This is a genomic window from Haloferax sp. ATB1 (assembly GCF_000730175.1).
On the sequence record NZ_JPES01000060.1, the window covers coordinates 32,428 to 48,961 of the forward strand.

12 protein-coding genes and 6 pseudogenes are annotated in these 16,534 nt (G+C 66.0%); 10 read left to right on the forward strand and 8 right to left on the reverse strand.

Going from position 1 to position 16,534, the window contains the following annotated elements:
• Positions 1–139 precede the first annotated feature (139 nt).
• Positions 140–1,608: pseudogene (gene proS, locus ATB1_RS09820) on the reverse strand (proline--tRNA ligase).
• 164 nt (positions 1,609–1,772) lie between these two features.
• On the opposite strand from proS, the pseudogene ATB1_RS24115 reads away from it, so the two are divergent.
• Positions 1,773–2,271, forward strand: a pseudogene (locus ATB1_RS24115) (HTH domain-containing protein).
• Positions 2,272–2,311: 40 nt separating this feature from the next.
• On the opposite strand, the pseudogene ATB1_RS09830 reads toward ATB1_RS24115, so the two are convergent.
• Positions 2,312–2,792, reverse strand: a pseudogene (locus ATB1_RS09830) (hypothetical protein).
• A gap of 248 nt (positions 2,793–3,040) precedes the next feature.
• Here ATB1_RS09830 and ATB1_RS09835 point away from each other — a divergent pair.
• The 3 genes from ATB1_RS09835 to ATB1_RS09845 all read left to right on the forward strand — a co-directional run bounded on the left by ATB1_RS09835 (position 3,041) and on the right by ATB1_RS09845 (position 6,026).
• Positions 3,041–4,963, forward strand: coding sequence for a beta-CASP ribonuclease aCPSF1 (locus ATB1_RS09835; protein ID WP_042663535.1), 1,923 nt, complete (start codon positions 3,041–3,043; stop codon positions 4,961–4,963).
• A 112-nt stretch (positions 4,964–5,075) separates the two neighbouring features.
• Positions 5,076–5,459, forward strand: coding sequence for a methylglyoxal synthase (locus ATB1_RS09840; RefSeq protein WP_004972550.1), 384 nt, complete (start codon positions 5,076–5,078; stop codon positions 5,457–5,459).
• Between the two features lie 135 nt (positions 5,460–5,594).
• Positions 5,595–6,026 carry a hypothetical protein gene (locus ATB1_RS09845; RefSeq protein WP_042663536.1) on the forward strand — a complete coding sequence of 144 codons (432 nt, stop codon included), beginning with the start codon at positions 5,595–5,597 and terminating at the stop codon, positions 6,024–6,026.
• Here ATB1_RS09845 and nth read toward each other — a convergent pair.
• Positions 6,027–6,832, reverse strand: a pseudogene (nth, locus tag ATB1_RS09850) (endonuclease III domain-containing protein). It lies immediately after the preceding gene.
• A 69-nt stretch (positions 6,833–6,901) separates the two neighbouring features.
• Entirely contained in the window at positions 6,902–7,327 is a 426-nt protein-coding gene (locus ATB1_RS09855; RefSeq protein WP_042663537.1) for a DUF371 domain-containing protein, read from the reverse strand.
• A 299-nt stretch (positions 7,328–7,626) separates the two neighbouring features.
• Between ATB1_RS09855 and ATB1_RS09860 the strand changes: the two genes are divergently transcribed.
• The 3 genes and pseudogenes from ATB1_RS09860 to ATB1_RS09870 all read left to right on the forward strand — a co-directional run bounded on the left by ATB1_RS09860 (position 7,627) and on the right by ATB1_RS09870 (position 10,823).
• Positions 7,627–8,550, forward strand: coding sequence for a coiled-coil protein (locus tag ATB1_RS09860; RefSeq protein WP_004064289.1), 924 nt, complete (start codon positions 7,627–7,629; stop codon positions 8,548–8,550).
• A 90-nt stretch (positions 8,551–8,640) separates the two neighbouring features.
• Positions 8,641–9,643 (forward strand): annotated as a pseudogene (gene sppA / locus ATB1_RS09865) (signal peptide peptidase SppA).
• 43 nt (positions 9,644–9,686) lie between these two features.
• Positions 9,687–10,823 carry a DUF373 family protein gene (locus ATB1_RS09870; protein WP_042663538.1) on the forward strand — a complete coding sequence of 379 codons (1,137 nt, stop codon included), beginning with the start codon at positions 9,687–9,689 and terminating at the stop codon, positions 10,821–10,823.
• 38 nt (positions 10,824–10,861) lie between these two features.
• Here the strand turns inward: ATB1_RS09870 and ATB1_RS09875 are convergent, their stop codons facing one another.
• The gene (locus ATB1_RS09875; RefSeq protein WP_042663539.1) at positions 10,862–11,053 is read right to left on the reverse strand and encodes a hypothetical protein; all 192 of its coding nucleotides are present in this window, start codon (positions 11,051–11,053) and stop codon (positions 10,862–10,864) included.
• An 88-nt stretch (positions 11,054–11,141) separates the two neighbouring features.
• Entirely contained in the window at positions 11,142–11,924 is a 783-nt protein-coding gene (locus tag ATB1_RS09880; protein ID WP_042663540.1) for an aldo/keto reductase, read from the reverse strand.
• Between the two features lie 227 nt (positions 11,925–12,151).
• On the opposite strand from ATB1_RS09880, the gene ATB1_RS09885 reads away from it, so the two are divergent.
• A complete protein-coding gene (locus ATB1_RS09885; protein WP_042663541.1) occupies positions 12,152–12,349 on the forward strand; it encodes a hypothetical protein in 198 nt (65 codons plus the stop codon).
• A gap of 143 nt (positions 12,350–12,492) precedes the next feature.
• Positions 12,493–13,203 carry a DUF6517 family protein gene (locus ATB1_RS09890; RefSeq protein WP_042663542.1) on the forward strand — a complete coding sequence of 237 codons (711 nt, stop codon included), beginning with the start codon at positions 12,493–12,495 and terminating at the stop codon, positions 13,201–13,203.
• Between the two features lie 40 nt (positions 13,204–13,243).
• Here the strand turns inward: ATB1_RS09890 and ATB1_RS09895 are convergent.
• Both ATB1_RS09895 and ATB1_RS09900 read right to left on the reverse strand, forming a co-directional pair.
• A pseudogene (locus tag ATB1_RS09895) lies at positions 13,244–14,106 on the reverse strand (2-oxoacid:ferredoxin oxidoreductase subunit beta).
• Positions 14,103–15,863 (reverse strand): 2-oxoacid:acceptor oxidoreductase subunit alpha, encoded by a 1,761-nt coding sequence (locus ATB1_RS09900; protein ID WP_042663543.1) that lies wholly within the window; start codon positions 15,861–15,863, stop codon positions 14,103–14,105. Before ATB1_RS09900 ends, ATB1_RS09895 begins: the two are co-directional and overlap by 4 nt.
• A 304-nt stretch (positions 15,864–16,167) precedes the next feature.
• Here ATB1_RS09900 and ATB1_RS09905 point away from each other — a divergent pair.
• The coding region (locus ATB1_RS09905; protein ID WP_042663544.1) for a ferredoxin--NADP reductase at positions 16,168–16,534 on the forward strand (367 nt) is incomplete at its 3' end.

Here is a 16,534-nt window from a genome sequence, read left to right on the forward strand (position 1 = left end):
CCATAAGCAACTTTTCCTGAAACCATAAGGGTGTTACAATGTCATATAAGGATGTATCCATACATAGTATGTCGACTAATGATGATTCGACGGACGACGAAAGATATGAATAACCGTGTAGGTCGCTTCGGGAGCCGGTTCAGTAGGACTTCGCGAAGTACGCGGTCTCCTCGGCGTCGTCGCCGCAGACCGCGCAGTCCTCGCCGTCGTGGATTTCGGCGTCCTCGTCGTTGAGGGGCACCATGACGATTTCGGCGGCGATCTGGTCCTTAATCTCGTCCTCGCAGTCCTCGTCACCGCACCACGGCGCTTTCACGTAGCCGCCGTGCTGGCCGATGGTGCCGAGAATCTCGTTGCGGGCGGACGCCTCGCGGACGTTCGCTTCGAGGTTCTCCTCCGCGGCGGCGTAGAGCTTCGCGTACACCTCGTCGAACTGTTCTTCGACGGCCTCGGCGATGTTCTCGCGGTCGAGTTCGACCGACTCGCCGTCGGGGCGGTGGACGGCGGTGACGACGTCGTCGTCGACCTCGTTGGGGCCGATTTCGAAGCGGACGGGGACGCCCTTGAGCTCCCACTCGTTGAACTTGAAGCCGGGGTTGCGCTCGTCGCGGGCGTCGAGTTCGACGCGGACGCCGGCGTCTTCGAGGTCTTCGGCGATGTCCTCGGCGTACTCGAGGACCTTCGTCCTGCGTGTCGGCCTGCCAGATGGGGACGATGACGACCTGCTCGGGCGCGATGGTCGGCGGCAGGACGAGGCCTTGGTCGTCGGAGTGCGTCATGATGAGCGCACCGAGCGAGCGCCACGACAGCCCCCACGAGGTCGTGTGGGCGGGCTCTTCGTCCTCGTCTTCGGTCGTGTAGGTGAGGTCGAACGCCTCGGCGAAGGAGGTGCCGAGGTAGTGGGAGGTGCCGGCCTGCACGGACTTGCCGTCGGGCATGAGCGCCTCGACGGTCGTCGTCGTGTCCGCGCCGGGGAACTTGTCGTGTTCCGGCTTCGCGCCGCGGAGCACGGGGATGGCGAGCACGTCCTCGTAGAGCGACTGGTACTGCGAGAGACGAGTCATCGTCTCGTCCCACGCGCCGTCGCGGGTCTCGTGGGCCGTGTGGCCCTCCTGCCAGAGGAACTCCTTGGTGCGGAAGAACGGCTTCGTCTCCGTGGCCTCCCAGCGAACGACGGAGGCCCACTGGTTCACGCGGAGCCGGGAGGTCGCGGTGGCTACGGACCCACCGGGCCATGTAGGGCGCGATGATGGACTCGGAGGTCGGGCGGACGGCGAGGCGCTCTTCGAGTTCCTCGTGGCCGCCGTGGGTGACCCACGCGACCTCGGGGTCGAAGCCTTCGACGATGTCCTTCTCGCGTTCGAGATAGCTCTCGGGGATAAACAGCGGGAAGTACGCGTTCTGGACGCCCGTCTTCTTGAACTCGCCGTCGAGGTAGTTCTGGATGGACTCCCACAGCGCGTAGCCGCGCGGGCGAGTCACGATGAAGCCGCTCATCCCCTCCGGCCCGTAGTTCGCGAGACCCGCCTTCTGGACGACCTCGGCGTACCACTCGCCGGTGTTGTACTGCTTCGACTCGGTGATACCGAGTTCCTGCTCGTCGCTCATTGCCCATCGGTAGCCGTAGCGAACCCTTAAACGCCCCGAAGGTGCCGGCGCGCCGCCCCGCCGCGCGGACCGTCTCTCGCCGACGACGTTCGGCGGTTCCGGCGGACGCATAGATACATATCGTCGGCTGCCCTACCTGCTACGTGGTGGTTGGCGTGCTAACAATGGACACAATTGTGAGCGACGAGCGGCCGACTCCTCGGGAGGAGGCGGTCCGAATCGAACTGTGGGTTCCGAGCGGCCGGCGCGCGGAGTTCACACCGGTCATCGAACGACTGGACAACATCGTCGAACGCGGCCTCGTCTCGGAGTACACGGTCGAGACGTGGGACCGGTTCGTGGACCTCGTCGGGGAAGTTGAGCCCGCGCGAGCGTCGCGCCCGCGACCGACTCGCGTCGTACGCGCGGTGGGCGGCGACGCGGGGCGAGCGCTTGGCGGGGTTAGGCGACCCCGAGGTGCGCGGCATCGGCCGGATGGGTCCGGAACGACCGACGCGGCGGACCCCGCGGGCGGTCATGGCGGAGTACGAAAACGGCGTTCTCGCGCACGTGACCGCGTGCGAGGAGTGCGTCGGCGCGTTCCGCGGACGACTCAGCGAGCTCGATTCGCAGGGCGAACGCGAGTCCGAGCAGTCGTCGGAGCGCGTCCGAATCGAGTGGTAAGCGGTCCGAACACAGTTTTTACGGTGACACCGCCCCGCCGTCAGCGCCGGCTATCGAACGGTGAGTCGCCGTCGCGCCACGACCACCCCGGCAGGCGGGTCTGAAACCCCGCGGCGAGCGCGGCATCGAGGTCGTCGCGTCCGGCGGGACCGTCGGTGTGGACGGCCACGTCCGCGAAGTGGAACGTCGCCTGCGCGAGCAGCCGAAGCGGTTCGCCGCCCGCGATGGTCGCCGCGAGTTCGCGGCCGAGCACCTCGTCCACGACGAACCCCGGATAGTCGTCCTGCACGTCTAACTGCTTGAGGATGCGCACGTAGGCCGCGACGTTGACGCCGACCTCGCCGTCGGCAAACACCGCGTCGACCGCGTCGAGGTAGGCCGCGTCGTCGACCTCGCCGACGCGCGTGTCGAACTGTTCGCCGAGTCGCGGTCCGCGTCTCGTTGATGAGCGGGACGACCACGTCAGCGCGCTCTCGAACCCAATCGTGTTCCGCCGAGACGGTCGCCGGTGTGAGTTCCATGGTCGTCGGTCGCCCCCGAGACGCTTCGACTTTGCGAAGGGTTTTATACTGGCGACATGGTACTGTCGGGTAAGCGGGTTTTCCCTGCCTCTTCCCGCAGTCGAGATACCACCGTATTCAGTTCACTATGCTCTCTCCGCAGTTGGCCGAGACTGGCACTCGTACACGTGGACCGTCTCGTGTCGACGCTCCTGAGGTAGGGGTTCCCGAGACCTGCCGGCGCAGGACCGGACGGGTCGCTCGTAACTATGAGCTCCGTAGATAAACAACTCGAGAATCTGAAGGCAGAGATTACGAACGAACTCCCCCGCGACATCTCGGTTTCCGACGTCAAGTACGAGGGTCCCGAACTCGTCGTCTACACGCGCGACCCGAAGAAGTTCGCTCAGAACGGCGACCTCATCCGGAAACTCGCGAGTAAGCTCCGAAAGCGAATCACGGTTCGCCCGGACCCGGACGTGCTGTCCGACCCCCGAGAGGCCGAACCCAAGATTCTGAGCGTCATCCCCGAGGAGGCCGGCGTCACCGACCTCGACTTCCACATCGACACCGGCGAAGTCGTCATCGAGGCCGAGAAACCGGGCATGGTCATCGGTCGCCACGGCTCGACGCTCCGCGAAATCACGCAGAAAGTCGGCTGGACGCCCGAAGTCGTCCGCACCCCGCCCATCGAGTCCTCGACGGTCTCGAACGTCCGCAACTTCCTGAAGCAGGAACGCGAGGACCGCCGCCGCGTCCTCGAACGGACCGGCCGGCAGATTCACCGCGAACAGCTCTCGGACGACGAGTGGGTCCGCATCACGACCCTCGGCTGCTGCCGCGAGGTCGGCCGCGCGTCCTTCATCGTCTCGACGCCCGAGACCCGCATCCTCGTCGACTGCGGCGACAAGCCCGGCTCCGACGACGTGCCGTATCTGCAGGTCCCCGAGGCGCTCGGGTCGGGCGCGAACTCGCTCGACGCGGTCGTCCTCACCCACGCTCACCTCGACCACTCGGCGCTCATCCCGCTTCTGTTCAAGTACGGCTACGACGGCCCCATCTACACGACCGAGCCGACCCGCGACCTCATGGGTCTGCTCACGCTCGACTACCTCGACGTCGCCTCGAAGGAAGGCCGCACCCCGCCGTACGAGTCCGAGATGGTCCGCGAGGCCATCAAGCACACCATCCCGCTGGAGTACGGCGACGTGACCGACATCGCGCCCGACGTGAAGCTCACCTTCCACAACGCGGGTCACATCCTCGGCTCCGCCGTCTCGCACTTCCACATCGGCGACGGCCTCTACAACGTCGCGTTCTCCGGCGACATCCACTACGAGGACACCCGCCTGTTCAACGGCGCGGTCAACGACTTCCCGCGCGTGGAGACGCTCGTCCTCGAATCGACCTACGGCGGCCGCAACGACTACCAGACCGACCAGCAGGACTCCGAAAAGCGCCTCATCGAGGTCATAAACGAGACGTACGACCGCGGCGGCAAGGTCGTCATCCCGGCGTTCGCCGTCGGTCGCTCCCAGGAGATTATGCTCGTCCTCGAAGAGGCGATGCGCTCGGGCAAGATTCCGGAGATGCCCGTCCACCTCGACGGGATGATCTGGGAGGCGACGGCCATCCACACGACCTACCCCGAGTACCTCCGCGACGACCTCCGCGACCGCATCTTCCACGAGGACGAAAACCCGTTCCTCGCCGAGGAGTTCAACCACATCGACGGCGGCGAAGAGGAGCGACAGGACGTCGCCGACGGCGACCAGGCCATCATCCTCTCGACCTCCGGGATGGTCACCGGCGGCCCCATCATGTCGTGGCTCCGCCACGTCGGCCCCGACCCGAAGTCCCGACTGGTCTTCGTCGGCTACCAGGCGCAGGGAACGCTCGGTCGCCGCATCCAGAACGGCTGGGACGAGATTCCGGTCAACGGCCGCGACGGCATGGGTCGGTCTGACACGCTGAAGCTCGAGATGGACGTCGAGACCGTCGACGGCTTCTCCGGTCACGCCGACCGGCAGGGCCTCGAAAACTTCGTCAAGACGATGAACCCGCGCCCGGAGAAGGTGCTGTGCGTCCACGGCGACGAGCGCTCCGTGCAGGACCTCTCGTCGGCGCTCTACCACGACTACAACATGCGGACGTTCGCGCCGAAGAACCTCGAGACGTTCCGCTTCAAGTAACGACTCGCAGTCACGGCGACCCGCACCGGCGCGTCAACTGCCGCCGCGCGACGATTTCTCACTGACGGCGTCCGGCCGAAGATTAATCACGACGCTCGAACGAGTGTTTGCTATGCGTCTCGCACTTATTGCTCACGACGAGAAGAAGCCGGACCTCATCTCGTTCGCCGAGGAGCGACAGGCCGACCTCGAACGCTTCGAACTCATGGCGACGGGGACGACCGGCCAGCGACTCATCGACGCCACGGGCCTCGACATCGAGCGCAAGCAGTCCGGGCCGCTCGGCGGAGACATGCAGATCGGCGCGGAGATCGCCAGCGAGACCTGCGACGGCGTCATCTTCCTCCGCGACCCGCTGACCGCTCAGCCCCACGAACCGGACATCACCGCGCTGCTCCGCATCTGCGACGTTCACCAGACGCCGCTGGCGACCAACCTCGCCAGCGCGGACGCCGTCCTCGACGAACTCATCCGACAACTCGACGGCGAGGAGTAAGTACCGGGACTGCGTCGCGTCGGGACTGAACCGCGCCGGGACCCCACGTCTATCGCTTCGCTTTCCGCCGACTCGTGGTATCAACCCTGAGAACGGCGGCGTATCCTTAATTAGCAGCGCGCCGGAGGCGACGGTATGAACGCCGCGACCCGCGCGTCCCTGACGCTCGCCGTGATTCTCGTCGTCGCGACCGCCCCGGTCGCCGCTGCGACCGGTCCGACCTCGCCGTGTTTCCCCGGCGAGGGCCACCAGTTCGACATCGGCGGCGAGGGCGCGGGCATCGACCTCGTCGTCTTCCTCTCGATGTTCGAGAACCTCGGCGGCGAGGGCGGTTTCGGGATGGAAGCCGGCGGCTCCGTCGGCAACGACTCCATCGTTCAACTTCGGGCGGGCGTCGCGTTCGACGGCATCGGCCCCGTCTCGGCGTTCCTCTCGAACCCCTTCTCGCGGTTCAGCGTCGTCTACGACTACTCGATGGACCTCCCGATGTTCGCCGACTCGGGCGTCGAATCGAGCTACGAGGACGACGGCTCGCCGGTGAGCGGGCTCGAAACGAAGTCCTGTTAGTCAGTCGGCGGCGGCCGCGGGATCGGTGACGGACTGCGCCGCCGCGTCGACGCCGACCATGTCGCACACGTCGGCCATCGGGCACGCTTCGGAGCCGTCGAGGCACGCGGGCTTGCGGGCTTTGCAGAACTCGCGGCCGAACTGAATCATCGCGGTGTGGCCGAAGCCGCATTTCTCGTCGGGGATGTCGCGTTCGAGCGCCGCCCGAACGCCTTCGTGGTCGCGTCGGCGGGCGCGAGTCCGATTCGACGAGCGATGCGGTGGACGTGCGTATCGACGGGGAAGACGCCGCCGCGGCCGCCCGCAAAGAGGAGGACGCAGTCGGCGGTCTTGGGACCGACGCCCTTCATCTCCAAGAGTCGGTCGCGGACCGTCGCGGGCGCTTCCTCGCGGACGTAGCGGTCGAAGTCGGCCTCGCTTCCGAAGTCGGCCAGCACCTCCTCTGCGACGCCCTGGATGAGCTTCGACTTCTGGTTGTAGAGCCCGCCGGAGCGGATGGCCTCGACGATGCCTTCTCGGTCGGCCGCCGCCAGCGACTCGGCGAGGTCCTCGCCGCCGTACTGCGCCATGAGTTCGTCGTGGGCGGGCTGGCTCGCCTTGTCGCTCGTGTTCTGGCTCAGAATGGTTCGGACGAGACACTCGAAGCCGCCCTGCCCGCCGTAGGCCTTCCGCCAGTAGCGCTCGCCGAGTCGGTCGACGACGACCTCGGCGCGTGTCGCGGTCTCGGGGTCTGCGGGGTCGAACACCGTCTCTCGGCCGCCGCCGCTCGCGCCGCCGCTGATGTTCTCGGAGGGTTCTTCGGGCATGTCCGAGGGTTACGACCGCGCGGTGAAAAACGCATCTCGTCGGCCGACAGGTTCGCCGCCCGTGCAGGACTACTCGACTTCGATGGTGACCGTCAGTTCCGCGCCGTCGGCGAGCGCCGAGACGAGGTCGCGGTCGAAGCCGGCAGCCGCGTGGGCCGCGCCGACTGCGCCCGTCCGGTCGTCCACGTAGTCGCTCGTGCGGAAGACGACGCTACGGTCGCCCTCGAAGGTGAGGTCCGGGTGTCCGCGTGCGCGAACCGTCTGTTCGTAGGTATCGTCGTCCGCGTCCACGCGGACGCGCACGTCGATAGTGGCGTCGTGGGACTGACAGGCCTCGACGAACGCCGGGTCGAAGTCGGCGGGCGTGCGGTCGGCCTCGACGCCGATGATGCAGTCGCCCGCGGGGGTGAGCCAGTCGTCTGTCGTCACCTCGAACGTGCTCGCGTGCTCGGCGCGCACATGCTCGTGACCGCGTGCGCGGATGACCTCTCTCATGGCGTGGCATCCGACCCGACTCGGTTTAGCCCCCTCGATTCGCATCCCATTTATATGCGTCCATGGCAACGACTAACATAGTGAATACGGTCGATACGAGCGGTGTGGTAACTGTTTTCACCCGAATTTCCACCGAAGTATTTATTAACTGGTCGCCTGTATGTGTATGTACCTGAGCGCCTCCGGCGTTCCGGCGGCATCGCACGCAGAATGATCGGGAATTCTTATCCACGGTCGGTCGCACTCCCACGAGCAGCCGCCACGCACGGAGTGGTGATGGTATCGAGGATTGATTACGCATGGTAACGAAGCAGGAAGTACTTAGCGAGTTCGACGTGCAGGAACTCGACGAGGCACGAAACATCGATCTCCCAGACGAAAAGCTCGAGAGCGGCTCGAAAGGCGAACTCATCAAACTCGCCGGTCAACTCCGTGACCGCCGCAATGAACTAAACCAGATGGCTTCTGAGCGCGCGTCCAAGCGCGACGACCTCAACGCGAAGACTCGCGAGAAGGTCGACGAAGCCCAGAAGCACCGCGAGAAGCGCGACGAGATGAACTCGCAGGTGCAGGAACACAAGCAGAGCCGTAACGAGCTCAACGCGAAAGCTAACGAGCTCTTCGACGAGGTCGACGAGATGAAAAGCGACCTCGAGCTCGACGACGGCAAGGACATCGACGAGCTCAAAGAGGAGATCGAGCAACTCGAATTCCGCCAGCAGACCGAAGTCCTCTCGACCGAAGACGAGCGCGAGCTCATCGAGAAGATCGAGAACAAGCGCGAAGAGCTTCGCCAGAAAAAGGACAAGGTCGAAGAGAGCGGTGACCTCGAAGAACTCATCGAAGAGGCAGAAGAGGTCCGCTCCGAGGCGTCCCAGCACCACCAGAAGGTGACCGAGCTGGCCGACGACGCCCAGGAACACCACAACCAGATGATCGAGGCCTACCGCGAGGCCGACGACATCCGCGACAAGGCCGACGAGATGCACGAGCTCTTCGTCGAAGCCCAGGAAGCGGCCGACCGTCACCACGAGGACTTCGTCCGCGTTCAGAAGCGCCTCCGCGAGCTGGACAAGAAGGAAGAGCGCCAGCGCAAGGACTCCCGCGCCGAGGAGCGCGAAGCCGCCAAGGCCGAGGCCGAGGAGATCTACCAGAAGTTCAAGGAAGGCGAGACCCTCGAAACCGAGGACCTGATGAAGCTCCAGAAGTCCGGTCTGCTCTAAACTCCGGTCACTTTCTCTCTCTTCGTCGCGCTTGCGACGTATCATTTTTATCCCGTTCGAAGCCCCAGCGACAGCCATGAGTGATTCACCGTGACCGACAGCTTCACGCGCATCTATCGGCTGGTTATCGTGGTCGTCTTCGCCGTCGTCGCGGCGGCGGTCGGCTGGATTCTGTTCTACCGCGTCCCCGACACGCTCGCGGACCTCGCGGGGCTCCTCTTGGTCATCGGAACCGTCGTCGCCGCGCTCCGCGTCGGCGGCAGGCTCGCCGCCTCGGCGTTCCCCGACTACGACGTGGCCGAAGTCGCCGTCGAGGGGCCGATTTCCCGCGACGGCGGCGGCGGTCCGGTTCCGGGTCGCGGCAGCGGGACGCCCGCCGACGACATCGTCGAACAGATCGACGCCGCGGCCGACGACGAGAACGTCGACGCGCTCCTCGTCAAACTGAACACGCCCGGCGGCGAGGTGCTGCCGAGCGACGACATCCGCCGGGCCGCCGCCGATTTCGACGGCCCGACAGTCGCCTACGCCACGGACACCTGCGCCTCGGGGGGCTACTGGATCGCCAGCGGCTGCGACGAACTGTGGTCCCACGACGTGAGCGTCGTCGGCTCCATCGGCGTCATCGGCTCGTCGGTCAACGCCTCGGAGCTGGCCGACAAGGTCGGGCTCTCCTACGAGCGGTTCGCCGCGGGGAAGTACAAGGACGCGGGGATGGCCCTCAAGGAGCCGACCGAGGACGAACGCGAGTACCTCCAAGGCCTCATCGACGACTACTACGACGACTTCGTCGAGCGCGTCGCCGAGGGCCGAGACATGGACCCGCAGGTCGTCCGCGACACGGAGGCCCGCGTCTACCTCGGCGAGGAGGCCCACGAACTCGGGCTGGTCGACTCGCTGGGCACCCGCGACGACGTGGAAGACCGACTCGCCGAACTCCTCGGCCGCGACGAGGTTTCGGTCCGAGGAGTTCACCCCCGAGGTCGGCCTCACCGACCGGCTCCGCGGCGGCGTCGAAGGGGCGGCGTACGCCTTCGGTGCGGGGCTCGCCTCGTCGGTCGACCCCGACGACGGCTTCTCGTTTCGGTTCTGACGACTGGGAGGCTTTTTAGCCCGCGCCCGCGTTCGTCTTCCACGTGACAACGCTCGTCCTCTGTGTCGACCGGGCGAACGACATCGGCCGCAAGACCGGGCTCTCGACGCCCGTCGTCGGCTGGGAAGCGGTCCGGTCGCTCGTCACCGACGTGGGTCTCGCGGACCCCGAGGACTCGAGCGTCAACTGCCTTCTCGCGGCGTTGCGGACGACGCGCGAACTCAGAGACGAGCGCGAGGACGCCGAAATCGCGGTCATCTCGGGAACGAGCGATAGCGCCGTCGGGGCGGACCGCGCCGTCGCGCGACAGCTCGACGACCTCGCCGAGCGCTACGATGTCGAGTCCGCGGTCGTCGTCATCGACAGCGCGGAAGACGAGCGGCTCGTCCCCGTCGTCGAGAGCCGGTTCCGGGTCGACGCGGTCGACCGCGTGGTGGTCCGGCAGGCCCACGACATCGAGTCGACGTACTACCTGCTCAAGCAGTTCCTCGGCGACGAGGAGCTTCGCTCGACGATACTCGTCCCGCTCGGCGTCGGACTGCTTCTCGTCCCGCTGCTTCTCGTCCAGTTCACGCCGGCGGTCGCGATGGCCGGGCTCGCCGCCCTCATGGGCGCGGTGCTCCTCTACAAGGGGCTCGCTATCGACGAGTTCCTCTCGGACGCGCCCGACCAGGTTCGCGACGCCCTCTACTCCGGACAGGTGTCGGTCGTCACCTACGCGGTCGCCGCGGGGCTGGCCATCGTCGGGCTGTTCCTCGGCGCGCTCTCCATTCGGACGCCCGGCGTCGGCGGGAGCGAGGAAGTGCTCGTCCCGTCGCTCCTGTTCGTCTACCACAGCGTCCCGTGGCTGGCGCTCGCCGCGCTGACCGCGAGCGCGGGTCGCCTCTTGGACGAACTCATCGGGAGCGAGCGCGTCTCCACGTCGTACATGAACCTCCCGTTCGGCGTCGTCGCCATCGGGCTGGTCGTCCGCGGCTTCGCCGGCTTCCTCCTCGAACGACAGGGCGAGTTGGCGAACCTCGAACTCCTCGGGCGACTCGCGCTCACGCCGGTCCAACGGCTGGCGATGTTCATCGTCGCCGGTATCGTCGTGAGCGTCGTGGGCGTCCGCATCTCGGCGAGCGTCTCGGACGAGACGCTGGACGACGTGGTCGATGCGCCGCGAGAAAACGAGAGCTGAGGGCCTTCCGTTCCGCTTTCTCCCTCCGTGCCGTGTCGTTAGTTCGACGCTCGGTACTCGCCGTGTTTGACGCCGAGGGCGAGACAGACGGCCCCGAAGACGAGCATCGCGGGGGTCACCATCATCAGGACCGTACTGGTGGCCATCGCGTCCATTCCGACGAGGGCCGCGGTTCCGACGACGACGAGCGCGACGAGCAACGCGACTGTCTTGGGGAGGTCAAACTCCATGAAATTCTGTCGGGGCTCGTTCGACAAATCCGTTGCGGCTCCGAACTGCGAATCGAGCGTCGAACCGGAAAAACGCGGTTTCGGTCGCTTACCAGGGCGCGAAATCGGGGTCGATGCGGCGCTCTTCGGTCTCGATGGCGTCGATGGCCGCGACGTCTTCGTCGTCGAGTTCGAGCGCGAGCGACTCCCAGTTGTCGCGGATGTGTCCCTCGCTCGTCGCCTTCGGAATCGCGGTGACGCCCTTCTCGCGGAGCCACGCCAGCGACACCTGGGCCTCGCTCGCGTCGTGCTTCTCGGCGATATCGGACAGCACGTCGACGTCGAACACAGCCCCGCGGGCCAGCGGCGAGTACGCGACGAGTTCGATGTCCGCCTCGGCGCAGACCTCGCGGAGTTCCTCCTGTTGGAGGAGCGGGTGCATCTCGATTTGGTTGGCGAAGACGCCGGACTCGGACAGTTCGACGGCCTCACGGAGCTGTTCGGGTTCGAAGTTGGAGATGCCGACGCGTTCCGTCAGCCCCCGTTCGACGAGTTCGTCGAACGCCGCGAGGGTCTCTTCGGCGTCGTACTCGCGGGACGGCCAGTGGACGTACAGGAGGTCGACGTAATCGACGCCGAGCTTTTCGAGGCTCGCTTCGGTGCTCTCTATGACGTCGTCGTAAGAGAGCTCGTCAATCCACACTTTCGTCGCGAGGAACACCTCGTCGCGGTCGACGTCGGCGGCGGCGATGCCCTCGCCGACCTCCGCCTCGTTGCCGTACGCTTGGGCGGTGTCGATGTGGCGGTAGCCCATCTCCAGCGCCGTCTGCACCGCGTTGCGACACTCGTCGGCGTCCGTGTTCTGCCACGTCCCGAGGCCGAGCATCGGCATCCCGTTCGCTCGCGGTGTGGTCGTCTACTGAGGTGGGGTTCTCCGTCATGGGTGAGTGGTGGGCCGCGAGTTGAAAAGGCGTTCCGAAAGGGCGGACGATTTTCCGGCTTTCACGGCCTGAGAGTATGTCACACGAGGTCTCGGTCGTTCGTCACTCGACGCCGACCGACGCTCGGCGGCGGATAGTTTATGTGGTGTGTGGTAGCATATTTGTACGGTGGTCTGGAATGTCGTCCGCATCAGAGCCGTTGACAGAAGAGAACACGAACGCGTTCGCACACCGCATCGCGGGTGACTCGCTCGTCTACGAGTGTCCGAACTGCGAGTTCGGCGAGGTGCTGGTGACGGAACTCATCGAGTCCGACGACGCGCGGTGTCTCGATTGCGGGACGCGCTACCGACTCAACATCGAGACGGTGGAGTAACGAGCGGGTCGGCGGGACTCCCGGCGGCGGTTCGAGTCAGCCCGGTCGCCCGGACCCGCTCGGTCCCGCTCGGACCGACTCGGTCGGTCGGCTCTTTTTCCCAGCGGCGAGACGGTCATGCTCTCTGCGCGCCTCTAGAGGGTATGCCTCAACCACGCACAGCCCTCGCGCTCGCGCTCGTCGTCGCCCTCGCCGGTTGCCTCGGCGGGGTGGGCGGTTCGACCACGTTCGCGGCCCAGCCCGCGACGATTCCCGCGTCGGCCTACGAGGCACACGGCTACGTCCACGGCAACAGCACCGCCGTCCCGCTTTCCTACGACGTGGGCGTCGGACCCGCCTCCCGCTCCGTCGGCGCGGAGGTCTGGGTGTCCGGATACTCGAAGACGACTGACGACGACGATATCACGGCCCTCGTAGTCGTCTCGTCGCCGAACGCCGAGGTCGCCGGGCAGTCGGTCAACCCGCTTTCGAACCTCGGCAACCGCGAATTCGTCGCTACCGGTCTCGACGCGCTGGCCGACGCGCAGGCGCTCGGGAACGTCCCCGAGGTCACCGGCGTCCGCGAGGTCGGCGCGCGGAACGTCACGATGCTCGGGTCGGAGACGGAACTCGTCACCTACGCGGGGACGGTCGAGGTCGAACCCGGCGAGACCGCCGTCGACGGCGAGACGGTCTCCTACGAGGGCGGGACGGCCGAGGTGCGACTCCACCTCGCGACCGTCGAACACGACGGCGACGTGGTGGTCGTCCTCGCGGTCCACGGGGCCGACGTGGACGAGACCGAGGCGGTCGCGGCGCTCGCGAGCGCTGTCGAGCATCCGGGGACGGTCGAAAGAACGGTCGAAGTTCGGTGAGCGGGCGGCGCGGCGTCGACCGCGAGTTCGGCGGTCGTCGTTAGTAGAACTCGCGGACGAGGTCCATCGCGTCGTCGGGCGCGCCCGACGGGATGTCCGACATGTTCTGGTCGACGCCGAACTTCTCCTCGTAGGAGACGGAGCTCTCGTCCTTGTAGATGATGCCCTCGTACTCCTTCGACGAGTCGAGAATCTTCTCTTTGGCCGCGTCGTAGTCGGTCGGGTCGTGGTCGGTGTCCGCGAGGTCAACGAGGTTGTCGCGGAAGTAGTCGTAGGTGTCCACGTCGTTGAACGTGACACAGGGACTGAACACGTTCACGAAGCCGAAGCCGTCGTGCTCGATGGCTTCTTGGACGATTTCCGCGTGGCGCTTGTGGTCCGTCGCGAACGACTGCGCGATGAACGTGCCGCCGGCGGCCAGCGACAGCGCGAGCGGATTGACCGGGGGCTGCTGGGGCCTTCGGGGGTCGTCGAGGTCTCGAAGTCCTCGCGCGAGGTCGGCGAGGCCTGCCCCTTGGTGAGACCGTAGATGCGGTTGTCCATGACGGTGTAGGCCATGTCCACGTTGCGGCGGACGGCGTGGATGAAGTGACCCGCGCCGATGGAGTAGCCGTCACCGTCGCCGCCGGCGGCGACGACGGTCAGGTCGGGGTTCGCCAGCTTGACGCCGGCGGCGACCGGGAGCGAGCGCCCGTGGACGCCGTGGATGGCGTACGAGTGCATGTACGTCCCGATTTTCCCGGAACAGCCGATACCGGCGACCATGAACGTGTTGTCGGGGTCGGTGCCGGAGTTGGCGAGGGCTTTCATGATGCCGTTCATCGTCCCGAAGTCCCCACAGCCGGGACACCAGGTCGGTTGTTTGTCTGACTTGAAGTCGGTGAAGCGGACGTTTGAGCTCATGCTGAGACCTCCTCTGCGTCGAGGGTGGCTTTGATTTCGTCTGCGAGTTCGTCCGCCTTGAAGCGGACGCCGTCGTATTTGTTAATGCGCTTGACACGGGTCAATGTGTCGTGCTCGACGACGTTGGCGAACTGCCCCGTCGCGTTACACTCGACGACGATGACCTCGTCTGCCGCCTCGATTTCCTCGGTGAGGTCCGGCCGCGGGAACATGTACGGAACCGACAGGAACCGAACGTCGATGCCGTCTTCTTCGAGGAAGTCGAGCGCCTCGATGAGCGCGCCCTCGTTGGAGCCCCACGAGAGGACGAGCGTGTCGGAGTCGGCGTCACCGAACTCGCGCGGCGAGAAGTCTTCCGTCTCCTTTGCGGTCTCGACCTTCCGGTCGCGCTTGTCGACCTGCTCGACGCGCATCGACCGGTCTTCGGTCCGCCGACCGAGCTCGTCGTGTTCGAGCCCCGTCGACATGTGCGCGCCCTGTTCCGTGCCGGGGAACGCGCGCGGGCTGACGCCGTCGTCGGTGAGCGCGTGCGGCTGGAAGCGACCTTCCTCGTCGAGCCACTCGTCGATGGAGTCGTCGTCGACGACCTTGCCGCGGTCGATTTCGACTTCGTCCATGTCGAACGTCTCGGGGGAGAACGTCTGTTCCGTGACCGCCATCGCGAGGTCGGCGGCGACGTACACCGGAACCTGGTACTTCTCGGCGAAGTTGAACGCCTCGACGGTCTTCCAGAAGCACTCGTCGATGCTCGTCGGCGCGACGACGAACCGCGGAATCTCGCCGTGGCCGCCGTAGAGCATCATGTTGAGGTCGCCCTGTTCCTGCTTGGTCGGCATCCCCGTCGAGGGACCCGAGCGCATCACGTCGACGATGACGAGCGGCGTCTCGGAGGTGGCGACGAGTCCGAACGTCTCGGTCATCAGGTCGATACCCGGACCGGACGTGGCGGTCATCGACCGCGCGCCGGCGCGCGCCGCACCGAGCGCGAGGTTGATGGCCGCGAGCTCGTCTTCCGCCTGCACGACGTGCCCGCCGTAGCGTTCGATGCGGCCGGTGAGGTACTCCATCACGTCAGTCGCCGGCGTGATGGGGTAGCCGGCGTAGAAGCGGCAGCCGGCGGCGATGGCGCCCATGCCGATGGCCTGGTCGCCGTTGATGAGCACGTAGTCCTCGTCGGTCGTTTCGAGGTCGTAGTCGAATTCGACGTCGTACTCGTCGTGGACGTATTCGAGTCCCGCGCGAGCCGCCTTCTTGTTGTTCTCGACGATGGCCTCGCCCTTCCCGCCGAAGCGCTTCTGGAGCGCGCTGTCGAGGTTCTCGATGGGGAAGTCCGCGACGGCGCACGCCGCGCCGAGCGCGACGACGTTGCGCATGATTGCGCCGCCCGCCTCCTCGGCGAGCGCCTTGAGGGGGATGTCCAGCCCGACCATTCCCTCGGGGATTTCGACGTCCGCCATGGTGGAGCGGTCGCCGTCGTAGATGATGACGGAGCCCTCGTGTAGTTCGTCGAGGTTCTCGTCGATTGTTCGTTGTGTGAGCGCGATGAGCACGTCGAGTCTGTCGACGACGCTCTGCACGGGGTCGATGGCAGTCCGAACCTTGTACGCCGTGTATCCGCCCCGGATTCGCGAAGCGAAGTCCTTAGAGGTGAACACGTGGCGTCCAGCCCGGGAGAGTGCCTGAGCGAAAATCTTCCCCGTGGAGTCTATGCCATCGCCAGCCTCGCCGCCGATGGCCCAGTTGAAGTCCGCAGGCATGCTGGGTGAAATCTACCCATAGCCGGGTCAAAAGCCTTCTGAAAATTGGTGTTAAACGTCGGTACTGATAACCGATAGAAACCTCACGAACAAGTTTATATATCGCTATTGAGTCCCATTTGTCTATCCAAACGGTGTGTGGGCGGCATTTTACTGAACGAATGTCCAATCATGGTGTGTTTCGCCCTCTCGTGACAATTATTTCCGGTTCACACCGTTCGGGCGGCTCACGCGGTTCGCCCCGCCCCCGGCGCGCGCGTCCGGGAAGGCAAGGCCCTTGTGAGCCTGCGACCAACCCGGAGGCATGGACGCAATCGTCACCGTCGCCGCGGTCAGCGACGTCGGTCCCGGCACGGTCGCCATCGAGTTCGAGACGCCGGACGGCTTCGAGGCCGAGCCGGGCCAGTTCGTCAAGCTCTCCGCCGAGGTCGACGGCGAGTCGTACGCGCGGTTCTACACGCTGTCGTCGCCCGGCGTCGGCGACACCTTCGAGGTGACCGTCGGCATCGACCCCGAGGAGGCCGGGCCGTTCAGCCGGCACCTCGACTCGCTCGTCGCCGGCGACGACGTCGAGATTTCCGGGCCGTTCGGGCGGAGCTACTACGACGGCGAGTCGCGCGTGGTCGTCCTCGCGGGCGGGCCCGGCGTCGGCCCCGCGGTCGGCATCGCCG